General features: G+C 46.6%; 13 protein-coding genes, 1 rRNA gene and 1 pseudogene. 4 read left to right on the plus strand and 11 right to left on the minus strand.

What is annotated here, in order from left to right; translation table 11 throughout:
* From BLR88_RS06570 to BLR88_RS06580, 3 genes are all read right to left on the minus strand, one after another.
* Nucleotides 1–252: ribosomal RNA gene (locus BLR88_RS06570) — 23S ribosomal RNA — on the minus strand; the annotation flags it as partial.
* A gap of 389 nt (nt 253–641) precedes the next feature.
* On the minus strand, nt 642–815 hold the full coding sequence (locus tag BLR88_RS06575; RefSeq protein ID WP_062731149.1) for a gamma-type small acid-soluble spore protein: 174 nt from the start codon (nt 813–815) through the stop codon (nt 642–644).
* A gap of 42 nt (nt 816–857) precedes the next feature.
* Nucleotides 858–1115, minus strand: a complete 258-nt coding sequence (locus tag BLR88_RS06580) for a GIY-YIG nuclease family protein (protein ID WP_057898121.1) — start codon at nt 1113–1115, stop codon at nt 858–860.
* Between the two features lie 85 nt (nt 1116–1200).
* Between BLR88_RS06580 and BLR88_RS06585 the strand changes: the two genes are divergently transcribed.
* Both BLR88_RS06585 and BLR88_RS06590 read left to right on the plus strand, forming a co-directional pair.
* Nucleotides 1201–2589: a TldD/PmbA family protein gene (locus BLR88_RS06585; protein WP_057898120.1), complete on the plus strand. Its 1389-nt coding sequence runs from the start codon at nt 1201–1203 to the stop codon at nt 2587–2589.
* Nucleotides 2586–3887, plus strand: a complete 1302-nt coding sequence (locus BLR88_RS06590; protein ID WP_057898119.1) for a TldD/PmbA family protein — start codon at nt 2586–2588, stop codon at nt 3885–3887. Before BLR88_RS06585 ends, BLR88_RS06590 begins: the two co-directional genes overlap by 4 nt.
* Nucleotides 3888–4052: 165 nt before the next feature.
* On the opposite strand, the gene BLR88_RS06595 is transcribed toward BLR88_RS06590, so the two are convergent.
* From BLR88_RS06595 to BLR88_RS06625, 7 genes and pseudogenes are all read right to left on the minus strand, one after another.
* Entirely contained in the window at nt 4053–4778 is a 726-nt protein-coding gene (locus BLR88_RS06595; protein WP_057898118.1) for a hypothetical protein, read from the minus strand.
* Between the two features lie 352 nt (nt 4779–5130).
* Nucleotides 5131–6330 (minus strand): CapA family protein, encoded by a 1200-nt coding sequence (locus BLR88_RS06600; RefSeq protein ID WP_057898117.1) that lies wholly within the window; start codon nt 6328–6330, stop codon nt 5131–5133.
* A 186-nt stretch (nt 6331–6516) separates the two neighbouring features.
* Nucleotides 6517–6735, minus strand: a pseudogene (locus tag BLR88_RS06605) (Uma2 family endonuclease); the annotation flags it as partial.
* Between the two features lie 258 nt (nt 6736–6993).
* On the minus strand, nt 6994–7896 hold the full coding sequence (locus tag BLR88_RS06610) for an acyl-ACP desaturase (protein ID WP_057898115.1): 903 nt from the start codon (nt 7894–7896) through the stop codon (nt 6994–6996).
* 132 nt (nt 7897–8028) lie between these two features.
* Complete coding sequence (locus BLR88_RS06615; RefSeq protein WP_057898114.1) at nt 8029–8532, minus strand: C4-type zinc ribbon domain-containing protein; 504 nt, start codon at nt 8530–8532, stop codon at nt 8029–8031.
* A 167-nt stretch (nt 8533–8699) separates the two neighbouring features.
* On the minus strand, nt 8700–9815 hold the full coding sequence (locus BLR88_RS06620) for a Nif3-like dinuclear metal center hexameric protein (RefSeq protein WP_057898113.1): 1116 nt from the start codon (nt 9813–9815) through the stop codon (nt 8700–8702).
* On the minus strand, nt 9791–10519 hold the full coding sequence (locus BLR88_RS06625) for a tRNA (adenine(22)-N(1))-methyltransferase (protein WP_057898112.1): 729 nt from the start codon (nt 10517–10519) through the stop codon (nt 9791–9793). Before BLR88_RS06625 ends, BLR88_RS06620 begins: the two co-directional genes overlap by 25 nt.
* Before the next feature lie 159 nt (nt 10520–10678).
* Between BLR88_RS06625 and BLR88_RS06630 the strand changes: the two genes are divergently transcribed.
* Entirely contained in the window at nt 10679–11455 is a 777-nt protein-coding gene (locus BLR88_RS06630; protein ID WP_091260256.1) for a GNAT family N-acetyltransferase, read from the plus strand.
* Nucleotides 11456–11472: 17 nt separating this feature from the next.
* A complete protein-coding gene (locus BLR88_RS06635) occupies nt 11473–12393 on the plus strand; it encodes a lysophospholipid acyltransferase family protein (protein ID WP_057898110.1) in 921 nt (306 codons plus the stop codon).
* Nucleotides 12394–12415: 22 nt separating this feature from the next.
* Here the strand turns inward: BLR88_RS06635 and BLR88_RS06640 are convergent, their stop codons facing one another.
* Nucleotides 12416–14068: an AMP-binding protein gene (locus tag BLR88_RS06640; protein ID WP_091260257.1), complete on the minus strand. Its 1653-nt coding sequence runs from the start codon at nt 14066–14068 to the stop codon at nt 12416–12418.
* Nucleotides 14069–14086 lie beyond the last annotated feature (18 nt).

Genomic DNA, 14086 nt, shown 5'->3' on the forward strand with positions numbered 1-14086 from the left:
GCCACTACTAAGGGAATCGCATTTGCTTTCTCTTCCTCAGGGTACTTAGATGTTTCAGTTCCCCTGGTGTGCCTCTCGCTGCCCTATGGATTCAGGCAGGAGTCCTTCCCCATTACGGGAAGTGGGTTTCCCCATTCGGACATCTCCGGATCAACGCTTGCTTACAGCTCCCCGAAGCGTTTCGTCGTTTGCCACGTCCTTCATCGGCTCCTGGCGCCAAGGCATCCACCGTGCGCCCTTCGTAGCTTAACCACATTGAAGGGTTTCTTTTATGGAATCCTTGTTTTGCGCGTGTTTCTTCTGTATCCAGTTTTCAAGGTACAACTCTATTTTTGTCGCTCAATTTAGTGTCGACATATAAAAATATATCACTTTGTAAAAACATGTGCAAGCACTTTTTAGAAGAATTTTATACCTTTTTTTCTAAACTCTTTATTCCCTCAAGCTAAAATTTTTTTGTTGGTTCATACCACAATAAATATATGAAAGGCCCGCGAAAACAATGTTCATTCATTCTTTATTTCGTTGTAAAAATATGACTACTTTATGTATCAAAAAACAAAGAATGGCACGCCAAAACTTTTATTGCTTCCTCACATATAAGGAAGCCCCGGCTTTCGCCGAAGCTTCCTTTAGAATTGTTACCGCTGATTTTGATTTTGAGCGGCTTTGGCCTGAGATTGCTGATTCGCTTGGCGAATAGCTTGTGCATCTGTTTCGCTTGCAAATTCAGTGTCGGAAGCATCCATTTGAGAAGCTTGATTTTGCTTGCGTACTTGGTCAACGTTAGTGCCGGCTTTTGAACGTTTAGCCATGATTCTCACCTCCGCTATTTAAGATGCGCCTTTTGCAAGAAATTAAGCATCCTTATTCTTCCACAGTTCAATTAAACGTTCCTTTTTGTATCTAGCGTATTGTTTAATCATGTATTCCCTTTTCATTGCCGTGCTTTTATCCAAAAACGTTTCCACATATACTAGTTCCACCGGCGTTCGCCCGCGTGTGTAGCGAGCTCCTTTACCTGCATTATGTTTTTTTACTCTTTCTTCTACATCTGCTGTGTATCCGGTATATAAAGATTGATCGGAACAACGCAATATATAAACATAGTACATAATTCTGACAAACCCTTTCTGTTTTCTCTGTCCCATCATACAATAAATCATATAAAATGGTTAAAAAAGAAAGGGGAGATGCACCATGCTCAATCAGGCAACCGTTGAGCGGGTACTGCAAGCCGCTTTATCCCATGGTGGAGACTTTGCCGAGGTGTTTGTCGAAAACAGGATCGAGCAAAATATTTCCATGGTAAAAGGCGAAGTAGAAAAAGCGCGCTCCGGTCAAGATTTCGGAATCGGTATCCGTATTTTTCATGAAAATGATTACCTTTATACGTATACCAACAATGAAGACGAAGACCATCTCATCGAAATCGCCCGTCTTCTCTCCCAAACAGCAAAAAAAAGCGAACATAAAAACAGAACGATTACATTCACCAAGCAACTGATTGTTCCCCGTCATATTGCACAAATCGACCCGCGTGTCATTTCCATCCGGCAAAAAAGGGACGTGTTAGCAGAGTTAAACCACCATGCTATGGCTTATCATACAGCCATTACCCAAGTGCGAACGAGATACTTTGACGAAACTCAAAAAGTACTAGTCGCCAACTCTGAAGGGGTCTGGGCGGAAGATACGCGGGTACGGACGCGCGTATTCGTGGAAGCGATTGCGACTGAAGGCAACCAAAAGCAGCGCGGCTATGCTGCGCCCGGAGCGCAAAAGGGATTTGAATTTTATAATGAGCTTGATTTGCGTGCCCTCGCCGAGTCGGCCGCCGATATTGCAGTGCGTATGCTGGAAGCGAAACCGTGTCCAGGCGGAAAGATGCCGGTTGTAATCGACAACGGTTTCGGAGGAGTCATTTTCCATGAAGCGTGCGGGCACGGTATGGAAGCGACTGCTGTCGCCAAGGGCAAAGGCCCATACGCAGGCAAAATCGGACAACAAGTGGTCAGCCGAAAAATTTCGGCGGTAGACGACGGAACCATCGGCAACGAATGGGGATCGCTTCACATCGATGACGAAGGGACGCCCACCAGGCGCAATGTGCTAATTGAAAACGGTGTACTCAAAGGATATCTCATCGATAAATTGAATGCGCGTCGCATGAAAATGGAGCCAACCGGATCGGCCCGCCGCCAATCTTACCGTTTCGCTCCGACTTCCCGCATGACCAATACCTACATTCTACCTGGCAAAGACAAGCTCGAAGATATGATTACCAATACCGAATATGGCTTATACGCCAAAACGATGGGGGGCGGCAGTGTCAATACCACCACAGGCGATTTTAATTTCGCCGTATTGGAAGGTTATATGATTGAAAAGGGCAAACTCACCTATCCAGTTAAAGGCGCCACGCTAATCGGCAATGGACGGCAAACAATGTACGACGTGGACATGGTCGGGGACAACTTCCTGCCGGGTCAGGGCATGTGCGGTTCCATTAGCGGATCGATTCCGGTTAACGTTGGGCAGCCGGCCTTACGCGTATCACAATTGACGGTTGGGGGGAGCAGCCAATGATTGAACAATTGTTCGAACTTGCAAAGAAAAAGAAAATCACTGAGCTTGAAGTGCTGATCAATCACTCGACCAGCTTCAGCATTCAAGCATACGAAGGAAAAATCGAATCGTATAAGAAAACGAGTACAGCGGGCCTTGGCGTCCGTGGTACGTATCAAGGCGGTACCGGCTATGCTTACACCGAGCGGCTTCACCTGCGAGAATTCGATACGGTACTTGATATGGTGAAAGATAACGCCTCCCTAATGAAAGAAAAAGAACCGCTTCTCGCGGAAAAGCAGAAAGGAAGCTGGCAGGACAGCCAGCCGGACATATCAGAGGAAGAAAAAATAAACCTAGCGCTGATGCTGGAAGCGGAGGCGAGAGCCGCCAAAGAGGTTTCTGACGTCAGCTACGCGCTCGTCAGTTCAGGGGAGGGGATACGCCAAGTCGCCAATACATACGGTCTGAACAAAACATACCGTTCTAACTACACTATGGCGTATCTTTCCGTCATCGTAAAAAGAGATGATGAGGTGGAAACGGACAGCGCTTATTATCTGGGCGACTTAAACAAATTGGATCGGGCAAAGCTAATTCAAGAAGCCGTTAGCAAAGCACGGCGCAAGTTGGGCGGAAAGCCCATACCGGTCGGGCATTATCCAGTCGTGCTGGATCGTCGAGTCGTCTGCTCCCTGCTGGGGGTCTACAGCGGGGTATTCTCGGCGCGCAATGTTATGCAAGGGACTTCCCGCCTAGAAGGTCAACTTGGGGCGAAACTGTTTGGCTCGCTGGATTTACTGGATGACCCTCATTCCGGGCATGAAAAGGTGATGTTCGACGATGAAGGCGTAGATACTGCGAAAATGTATCTCGTGCGCGATGGCGTAGTAGAGAGCTATTTGCATAGTCTGCAAACGGCTAACGAAATGGGGCAGGCGCCGACCGGTCATGGCATCCGCAGCTATAAAGGCCCGGTGCAAATCACGCCGCACCGGATGCAAATACCGAACGGAGAAACAGCTCTCTCCACCCTGTTCGCAGAGATGGGCAACGGGGTCTACATTACCGATGTGCAAGGACTTCATTCTGGCACCAATACTGTTTCTGGCGATTTTTCGCTCGCCGCACAAGGTTTTCGCATTGAAAACGGGAAAATCGCCGCACCCATCAAAGAGATTACTATCGCTCATAATTTCTTTGACCTGTTCGCGCACATCGAAAAAAAAGCAAACGATTTCGATTTTGCAATGCCAAATGGTCATAGTCAGTATGGTGCTCCTTCCATTCTTTTTTCCAATATCGCCGTTTCAAGCTGACGCACATAAGAAAATCCGTATGCTATATTCTCAGCTTCCGCACACATATAATACCGGTGTCAAACGCAAGCGCGAACAGCAGTCTTAATAGCCTTTATAGAACCATGTCGCACAAACGAAAAGATAAAGTGAGCAAAAAACAATCCCCCTCTTGTCCCATACGGGTCAAGAGGGGGTGTTTTCATCCTGCTCAGGCGCTGATGCACCTGAAGATTCCGTCGGCTGTGTCGCAGGTGCAGGACTTATTTTCGTATTTTTCAACTTCCACCCAAAATCCGTTTTTTCTACAGTAATGGCCATGAGAAAATCCTGACTTACCTGAGGATGAGACGAACCAAACGAAACGCCACTAAAACGCGTAATTAACGCTTCTACTACAGCCTGCTTGTCCTGCTTTTGTTTCAATGTAAGCTTCTTTACTTTATCTGTCGGAAATATAATCGGATTTTTACTGTTCCATGCATCCTGCAATCTTCGCGTTTCTACGTCGATGTATTGCTGGGTAGCGTGTGGAGCAAGCGCATGCTGGAACTGGGTAATAACCAGTTGTTTTTCCTTCTCCCCGTTTGGAGCATTAATAAAGGAAATACTTGCTTCATACGCGCCCTTAAACGCCGCGCGCGCCTGTTGTTCCATTAGATATGCCAGCTGTGGAAGTGTTTGTTCGTCCACTTCAGCGCTCTTCAAAAATTCTATTTTTTGTTCAAGATTTGTTTTTGCTTCCGCCAACTGCTTGGTTTGCTGCCGACTTTCGCTCAGCTGCTTTTTCACGTTCTCCAATTCCGCCTTCAACGCCTGGTTTTCGTGTTCAATTACCTTTGTATTACAGCCGGTCAGTACGCTCAACGACGCGAATAACGCAAACGCGCCAAATTTTAATTTTTTTCCCATATTACGTCGAACTCCTTTGTTCGCGGAATCTTTCTTGCTGCTTGGCAGCACGAATCACCCGCCGAGCCGAATCAGCTCTTCTTTATGTACATACAATTCATAGTATAACATTCTCTATTGTAACAGGAAGGTAAAGAATTTGGGAACAAAAAAAAAGAGAATCAGAAGACTCTCTTTTTCGCCGGCTTATTTTTGCGCAAAATATTTTTTGTAAATCTCGTCGTACGTACCGTCCGGAACCATAATGATCTGCTTCCCTTTTAGTATAATCATTAATGACAATTAATCATTATACGAATGAGACATAAAAAAGGCACTTAAATATTTTGCCTATCACCTTTATTTTTTTATATTAGCGAAAAAAGACGCGGCGTTCTTTTTCGTTTACGAGCACGGCTTCTTTGACGTTTTTACCATCGAAATCTACATGGAGCCGCCCGCTTCCAATATTATAAAAAATATATTTTCCTTTATAGATTTCATATGGCTGCGGTTCCGGATTGCGGTGTCCGATAATCATATCAGCTCCGGCATCAAGCAAATCTCTAGCTAATTCCTTCTGATACCGTTCCAGCGTACTCTGCCCTTCCCTCCCCCAATACATCGTGAGAATTAACACATCCACCTGGCGTTTCGCCCGCCGGATATCATCAAAAATATGGGACCCGTATGCGTCGGCTACTCCGATTTGCTTGCCTTCCGCTTTCCACTCCACTGCAGGAACGACACGGGAATATACCATGACTCCGTATCTTGTTCCATCCTTCTCGATAATATGGGGCCGAAATACTTCATCTGCCATCCCATATCCCATCACTTTCACGTTATGTTTTAAAAGCTGCGAGGCTTCTTGCGCAATACGTTCCCGACTCTGGCCTTGAAGAATATCAACATTCGCCACATCAATAGCGGTCGGCGCCTTCCGTGCGGCTTCCTTCAGCCATTCCGGAATTCCCTGCCCAACGCGAAACTGGTAAACAGGAAACAGTTGAAAATCGGCAGAAACAGGCAGAGGCTTGTCTTTCCCATGATATGGCCTGTCCCCGTATACAACCAGGCGAAATCCGGAAGTATTTACTGCCTTTTTTTTCTCTTTGTCATTTCCCTGTGGAATAGAAGGCTTCGCTACCTGCGCCGCCAGCCAGTCGCTTACTTTTTGCTCGCCTCCTGCTTGCCGCTGTTGCGCTATCTGCTCGCCAAAACTTCCAGCATCTTTCGCAGAATACGTCCCTTGCAGAAAGAAATAACCTTTATATCCTCCATATCCAATCGTGACCAAAAGCCCTGCCCATATGACTGCCTTTACGCTTTTCCGCTTCCAGCCATCCGGACTACCTAAATTATGGTATGACATGAGCGTACCGGCATCCATTCCGTAAAACGCAAGCAACACCTCCGCCTCTTCAACGGTAATCGGTTGAATCCCTTGTTCGATCCGCTTCAGTCGCTGCTGGGCAATTCCCGTTTTTCTCGCCACTTCTTCCAAGGTGATGCTATGATCGAGCCTATATTCTCTTAATTTTTGTGCAAACGCATAAAACTGTGAATTCATTCTCCTCCCCGCTTTCAATGAGAAAAACTCGCAGGCGTTGCCGCTCGCCTTCTTCCTCCGAAAAGCCATATGGCAGCTTTATGTCCCTTCGGTCGGATTTGCTTCACACTTCACCATTCAAACAAGCTGTGTCAGATTGCAAACAAAGTACAAAAGATATAAAGTTTACACGCTAAGAAAAGCGTGAAGAGTAAACGGTGCATGAAATACTTCACAGTCACTCTTTTTACCTTCAAGGAAAGCGAAAAGTTTTGCGTGTAGCCTGCTAGATATTCGTTGGTGTTTTACAGAAGGTGATGGTGACATGAACACAACTCCATCAACATATTCCAGCAAGTTGTCCGTTTTCCCGCGCATCGCATAAAATTCTTCTATACTTACAAATCTTTCTTGCGCCATGCTCATTTTCTACACCATCCCTCCCTGCTTTTTTAGACGAACTTTATATTACGATTATAATACATCTTTACCTTTCTCTATTGTACGTTATAACAAGAAAGTTTAGCTTTGCGTATCATCCGGCTTGTCGTAGAACCAGTCGCCCTCTTTGGGGTTGGAGATAATGCATACAAACGAAACAAACTCCCTCTGCTACTATGGCAACAAGGGAGTTTGTCTGCAAGCTGAAGCCCGGATCATATCCGGGCTTACTCATTTCTGCCACTATCCACGCATTTTTGTAGCACGCAAGCGGGCGCATACTTTTTTTAATCGTTCATGGTGCCTTAACACACGCTGCCTCGCGTCCTCAGCTTCCGGCATACTCGGGCGAAGCAAAGGAATGGCCCAGTAATCTACTAATACGTCAAATACTTGATCAAAATATTCAACGGGGCCATAGGATGCTTCGCGGGCAATAACGCTCATTCTTTCTCCATAATCCGGCATAACAGCGCCAGGCATCGTAAAGTTAATCATTACGCCAGCTATATAGTAAATATAATTCTCGTCAACTTCCAAATGCGCTTTAACTGCATCGCGGTAAAAAGCATAATGCAAAACTTCATCTTTTGCCAAACGGCGCAAGAGCGTAGAAAGCACCGGATCTTGCTCTTTTGCGACGCGCGCCACATTATTGTAGAACACCATGGTAGCCAATTCTTGCAAAGTCGTATACGCCAGCGTTTCCAATGGTGTCATGAAATTCCCTACCCAGCCGTGTTCAACCGTTTGCTTGCGTAACTGATGAAGCTTCCGCGGGTCGCCGTTACGGGTCAGCAACAGATACGTCTCCAGTAGGCTGGAATGCTGATCCTCTTCCGCTGTCCACGTATGGATAAAATCATGCATCACTGAAAATGAACCCTTAAACGTCTCGCACAAATAACTGGTAAACCAGGGCAAATTTACTTCTGTCAGAAGCGCTGTTTCTACGGCGATGCGAAGCGCTTCGCTCAAGTTGCCTTGCCCCGGCTCATACGGCACACTTTTGAAATCCTGTCCCCTATCCCATGGCAAAAATTCATGGTAACTCCAATCGATTTTTCGAGATCGTTCCAAATGCGTTGTGTATAATTCCCGAAATCTTTTTTCCAAACGATGGTCTAAATGGCTGTTTAATAACAAAACAAAACCTCTTTTCTCCTCACGGCTGTTCTTTTCCTACATGCTTTGCAGTTAGTCTTTCATTATCGGTATTATACCACGCGAAAAAGAAATGTCAGCCTTTTCGGGAATTTTTTATGGTTTCGTCTTGTTTTATACAAGGATACGTCCGCATTCATCACATGTAACTAATGGCTTTCCTTTATGCCATGCTTCCATTTTTGCAACGGAAAGCGGGAGGAAACAGCCCATGCAGGAACGGCGTCTAACTTCGACTACAGGATTTTCTACATTTTCTTTTACCTTATAGTAAAGCTCAAGTGCTTTTAGACTAAGCGAAGCCTCAAGTCCAGCCGCTTTGTCTTCCCATTCCCGCTTGCTCTCATGCAGGGAAAACTCCTTTTCAAAGCGCTCTTCCATAAACCGTTCCGTATCTTTATTCACCAGCCACAACTCCTGTTGGGCAAGCGCAAGCGCGATTTTTCCATCAATATCATCATCGGCCGGTTCACCGATTTGTTTGATTTTTGCCTCGACCTCCCGTCGTTTGGCTTCTAATTCTGCTTCCCGTTCTTTTAGCTGATCAAGCGCTTGTTGCACCGCTTTTATTTTTTCTTTCGCCTGATGCCATTCCAGCAATTTTCTCGCTTCCACCATTCTTTTCTCTCTCCTGATTCAACATCTTCTCAGATTGTTGACAAATCTACCACTTCTTCCCGATACTTCTTCCTCGGCTTGGTTGATTTTCTGCAAAGAAGTGATAGCTATCCGCACGCACAACATCTGGGTATAAGGTCTGTCTACAATCTGTTCTTTCCTCTATATCATAGAAAAGTAAACGGATCAGTATTGACTTTAGATACAATGATTTCTGTTTCTAAATGCTCTTCCTTTAACCGTTTATCCAGCACATTTTTAACGCCTTGCTTCATGATTTTTTCAACGTTATGGCCAGGGTCAACAATCGCAAGGCCCCCCGCCATGGCATCATGCGCTGTATGATAGTAAATATCGCCAGTAACAAGCACATCGGCTCCCTTAAATATCGCTTTAGGGACGAAACTGTTGCCATCTCCGCCGAGCACGGCTACTTTCTGAACTTTTCGCTCCAAATCGCCGACCACACGCAATCCTTTAACTTCGAAAGCTTCTTTGACCTGCAAAGCAAACGTACGCAACGGTACAGGCTCTTTCAGTTTGCCGATACGACCGATGCCAAAGGTCGCTCCTGTCTGTTCCACCGGATAAATGTCATAAGCAACTTCTTCATATGGATGGGCTTTTATCATCGCTTTCAATACGCGCGACTGCGCCTCTTCCGGCATAATCGTCTCCAGGCGCACTTCTTCGACCTGTTCCAGCTTCCCCTGTTCCCCGATATACGGATTGGTACCTGCACGTGGCATAAATGTGCCAGTTCCCCGTACACCGAACGTACAATGGCTGTACTGCCCGATCCAACCCGCGCCTGTCTGCGACATCGCGTCGCGCACAATATCGATGTGCGACAGCGGCACATAAACCACGATTTTTTTAAGTTTTTGTTCATGCCATTTTTCCAGAATCTCGACTTCTTCCAAACCGAGCGCTTCGGCCATTAAATCATTGATGCCACCTTCCGCCACATCCAGATTAGTATGAGCGACATACACCGCGATATCGTGCTTAATTAGTTTCTCATATAGACGCCCTGCCGGAAGGTCGGTACGCAAATTCTTTAGCGGACGGAAAATCACCGCATGGTGCGCAATAATTAAATCCACCCCTTCCGCAATGGCCTCATCCACCACCTCCTCAAGCACGTCAAGCGCAATCATCACTTTTTTTACATTTTTCTGCAATGTCCCGACTTGAAGGCCAATTTTGTCGCCTTCCATTGCAAGATGTTTGGGCGCGAATTCCTCGAAATACTGAATTATTCTCTGTCCATTTGCATACATGCGATCATCTCCTCCATCCATGCCAGTTTTTTTTGTACCTCTCGCTTTTTGTGCTCCGCTTCCGGGCTTTTGGCATATTGCAGCTGGTGTTGCACCGCCTTCAGCTTCTCCTGCTCCTGCACAAGCTTCTTACGAAGTACCGGAGATTTTTCCTCCCATAAATACGGTCCAATTTCAAGTAAGTCTTCAAGTTTTTTATCTCTGTTACGGTATGGCAAAATAGGATCACCTGGCACAGCCTCAAGAATTTCATAAATAATGCCGTCTTCTTCAAGAATCTTCTCCCGGCTAAGCTGAAAGCCATGCTCAAGAAGCCAGCGCCTAACGATAGGCGCCGCCACATTTGGTTGCAGCAACAGCTGGGATACACCGGAGAGCTTCTCCGCTCCTGCTTCCAAAATGGAAGCAATAAGGCTTCCTCCCATGCCGGCGATGCATATGGTATCTACTTCTCCGAGCGCCACAACGGCCAGACCATCGCCCAATCGAACGTCAATTTTGTCCGTAAGCCCGGCGGCTTGCACCTGGCGCACGGCCGCCTGCCAAGGCCCATAGTTTACTTCACCAGCGATGCAGCGCAGTGCAATTCTTTTTTGAACTAAATATGTAGGGAGATAGGCATGATCAGAGCCGATATCCGCCACTATACTTCCTTTTTTCACCATATCTCCGATTGTTTGCAGTCGTTTTGAAATTTCAATCATCTATTTCGCTCCTCACTCATACCTTCCCTACTAGATTAACATTCTCGGTTAAAATTTAACAACAGAACAATAGCCGCTTAACCTTATGCTGATACGCTATGATTAGGAATCTTTGTCTTAAATCGAATCCGTGTCATTTATCTGTCGCCCGTCTTTAGCATGATATCAAGGAAAGGCGTGATTATTTTGAATACGCTGCCTGCTCTCCAAGTAAAGCTGGCTGATTGTGAGGACGAACTGAAAAAGGCGTTGCGTTTACGCTATGAAGTGTTCGCAGAAAAGGAAGCGAATCCGGCGCTGTATAACGAAAGCCGAATGGAAAGCGACATCTTCGACGAGCATTGCGACCATCTTATCGTAAAAGATACAAATACGAATCAGGTGGTTGGGACGTACCGTTTGCTCCCAGGCGAACGCGCTGTCATGCATAAAGGGTTTTATTCAGAAACAGAATTCGATCTATCCGGATTCACTGTCCCTAAATCCCAAATACTTGAAGTGGGACGAAGCTGCGTTGCTCCCGAGTATCGAGATGGAAAAACGATTCAACTCCTGTGGGAAGGCATCGCTGGCTACATCATGGATGGTTTATTCTCACATCTTATCGGCTGTGCCAGCATTCCCGTCCAGAACATACATGAACTAAACCGGATGTACACGTTTCTTTGCGCTAAAAAGATGATAACGGACCGATTCAAAGTACAACCGCTAATGTCACACCGGGTTACAGGATTGCGTACGGTGGATATAACCGGGCAGGAAAAAAACATTCTGCGTACGCTCCCGCCCTTGATTAAAGGATACCAACGATTAGGGGCGGAAATCGCCGGGGCCCCCGCATTCGACCCGATATTTCAGACCACCGATTTTTTCATTGTGCTGGAAACGTCACGCATCGCGCAAAAATACAAGCGGCACTTTATAAAAACTCCATAGGAAAGGGGCGTAACATCTTGTACGAATGGCTTGCAAAAATCACGACATCGCCGTCTCGCTTGCGCCTTTTACGCTGTGCAGGAACCAAACTTCCGGGATGGCTTGCCTGGCTGCTCTGCGCATTTTGCGCTTTTCTGCTTTATATATGCTCCACGAACCTGCGCGGCCGTATAAAACAAAATATCAGCGAAATTCTGCCACAGCGGAAAAAATATTCTTTATCCTTTCTTAGCTATCGTTATTTCTTTCATTTATTCCGCTTTTTGTTTGAAATAATTATCGATGTGCAACAAACTCCTTCTCGCCAAAAAGTAACGGTAAAAACGGAGGGACTCTATCATCTTGAACAGGCGTTGCGGCTCGGACGCGGCGTAGTGCTGCTCACTCCGCATACAGGCAACTTTTTCGCTTACTATATGTATCTTTCAAAAAAATATCCCTGTTTAACGGTAGCTACCGCAAGCAGCCCGGAACTGTTCCCTCTTTATGAGACATTTAGGCAGATGGGTTGCCGTGGGTTGGATTACGATACGACTCCGCCGCGCGAATTGTGGCGCACTCTTCGTCAACATCTGAAAAAGAACGGGGTCGTTATGCTGCTAGGCGATTTCTTCCGTCCCAACTTTCCACCCGCATACCTGTTCGGAAAACCGACGCGCTGTCCTGCGGGCAGCGTGACGCTGGCCTTGGAAAGCCGGGTGCCTATCATTCCTTTTTACGGATGTTGTACCGGTGGATTCTCCCACCGTATGGTCTTTCTGCCGCCGCTGTTTCTTTATGAACAGTACGCCCCGCAAGAGCGCGAAAAAGCAATGGAAGCTCTGACCCGAACGCTTGAATTTCTTATCCTGCAGGCACCTTCCCAATGGTTATACTGGTTCAACGCGGATGAACGCTGGATTCGTAGGCCTGAAGAAAAACAAGAGGCTGTCAATTGATGCTGGCAGCCTCTTGTCCATTTCAGTTTGTTTTCAATCCAAATGCTTGAATCGCGTTTTCCCGCAGGCGAAACTTCTGTATTTTTCCAGAAGCGGTCATCGGATATTCATCTACAAATTGCACATAATGGGGAATTTTGTAGCGGGCAATTTTACCGTTGCAGAATTCTTTTACTTCTTCTACCGTCATCGTCTCGCCCTCTTTTACTTTAATGCATGCAAGGATTTGCTCGCCGTACAGTTCATCTGGCACGCCGACAACCTGAACATCAAAGATTTTCGGATGCTGGTATAGAAATTCCTCGATTTCGCGCGGATATACATTTTCACCGCCACGAATAATCATATCTTTCAGTCGGCCGGTAATTTTGTAATAACCATTTTTATCAACAGTAGCCAGATCCCCCGTATGCAGCCAGCCTTCGCTGTCAATCGCTTTTGCCGTCTGCTCCGGCATCTTATAGTAGCCTTTCATCACATGCACGCCGCGCGTGCACAGCTCTCCTTGTACGCCTGGCGGCACTTCTTCGCCTGTGGCCGGGTCGATAATTTTCACTTCCACGTGCGGCAATACGCGCCCAACGGTGGTGACACGCTGTTCAATAGTGTCATCCGGACGTGTCTGTGTAATAACCGGTGAGGATTCCGTCTGTCCGTATGCAATGGTAATTTCACTGATGCCCATTACTCCCACCACTTTTTTCATCACTTCAATCGGACACGGGGAGCCGGCCATAATACCCGTGCGCAACGAACGCAAATCAAACTTACTAAATTCCGGGTGGTTTAGCTCAGCAATAAACATCGTCGGTACGCCGTAAAGGGCCGTGCACTTCTCATCCTGTACCACCTGTAGCACCTTCAGGGGATCAAACGAAATGAGCGGCACCATGGTTGCGCCTGTGGCCATGCAAGCTAACGTTCCCATCACGCAACCAAAGCAATGAAAGAACGGAACCGGAATGCAAATCCTATCTTTCTCCGTAATGTTCTGGCAGGCGGCGACATTAATAGCATTGTTGACAATGTTTTTGTGCGAAAGCATCACGCCTTTCGGGAAGCCAGTCGTCCCGGATGTATACTGCATGTTAATCACGTCATCTGCGTCCAAGCTGCCCTGTATACGCGCAAGTTCTTCGTCTGATACTTCCGCTGCGCGCTCGAGCAAGTCCGCCCATGTAAACATGCCAGGCTTGCGTTCGTCTCCGATAAAAATCACATTTTTTAAGCAGGGAAGGCGCTTTGATTTTAGCTGTCCAGGTTCGCATTCTTTCAGCTCCGGGCAAATTTCGTACATCATATCGGTATAGCTAACCCCCCGGAAAGAGTCAATGAGCAATAATGTTGTGGAGTCAGACTGGCGCAGCAAATATTCAAGCTCTTGTACCCGGTAGCTTGTGTTAACCGTAACGAAAACGGCTCCCATTTTCGCGGAAGCGAACTGAGTAATCACCCACTCCGGCACATTGGTCGCCCAAATGGCGATATGTTCACCCGGCTTAATGCCCAGCGCGATTAACCCTTTCGCTACCTGATTACAAAGCGCCTGAAACTCGGAAAATGTGTACCTCAGCCCCAATTCGGGATAGACAACCGCTTCTTTATCTGGGAACCTGGCAGTCGTCTGATCCATCAATTCCCCAATGGTGATTGTTACCGGCTCGCTCACTTTCATTCCTCCTTCATTTCCCTG

This window comes from Aneurinibacillus thermoaerophilus (assembly GCF_900099925.1).
Lineage (GTDB): Bacteria > Bacillota > Bacilli > Aneurinibacillales > Aneurinibacillaceae > Aneurinibacillus > Aneurinibacillus thermoaerophilus.

Bases quoted from the DNA above. Each gene is read 5' to 3' on its own strand.
- BLR88_RS06575 (WP_062731149.1), bottom strand. From the start codon at position 815: ATGGCTAAACGTTCAAAAGCCGGCACTAACGTTGACCAAGTACGCAAG.
- BLR88_RS06580 (WP_057898121.1), bottom strand. From the start codon at position 1,115: ATGTACTATGTTTATATATTGCGTTGTTCCGATCAATCTTTATATACC.
- BLR88_RS06585 (WP_057898120.1), top strand. From the start codon at position 1,201: ATGCTCAATCAGGCAACCGTTGAGCGGGTACTGCAAGCCGCTTTATCC.
- BLR88_RS06590 (WP_057898119.1), top strand. From the start codon at position 2,586: ATGATTGAACAATTGTTCGAACTTGCAAAGAAAAAGAAAATCACTGAG.
- BLR88_RS06595 (WP_057898118.1), bottom strand. From the start codon at position 4,778: ATGGGAAAAAAATTAAAATTTGGCGCGTTTGCGTTATTCGCGTCGTTG.
- BLR88_RS06600 (WP_057898117.1), bottom strand. From the start codon at position 6,330: ATGAATTCACAGTTTTATGCGTTTGCACAAAAATTAAGAGAATATAGG.
- BLR88_RS06615 (WP_057898114.1), bottom strand. From the start codon at position 8,532: ATGGTGGAAGCGAGAAAATTGCTGGAATGGCATCAGGCGAAAGAAAAA.
- BLR88_RS06620 (WP_057898113.1), bottom strand. From the start codon at position 9,815: ATGTATGCAAATGGACAGAGAATAATTCAGTATTTCGAGGAATTCGCG.
- BLR88_RS06625 (WP_057898112.1), bottom strand. From the start codon at position 10,519: ATGATTGAAATTTCAAAACGACTGCAAACAATCGGAGATATGGTGAAA.
- BLR88_RS06630 (WP_091260256.1), top strand. From the start codon at position 10,679: ATGATATCAAGGAAAGGCGTGATTATTTTGAATACGCTGCCTGCTCTC.
- BLR88_RS06640 (WP_091260257.1), bottom strand. From the start codon at position 14,068: ATGAAAGTGAGCGAGCCGGTAACAATCACCATTGGGGAATTGATGGAT.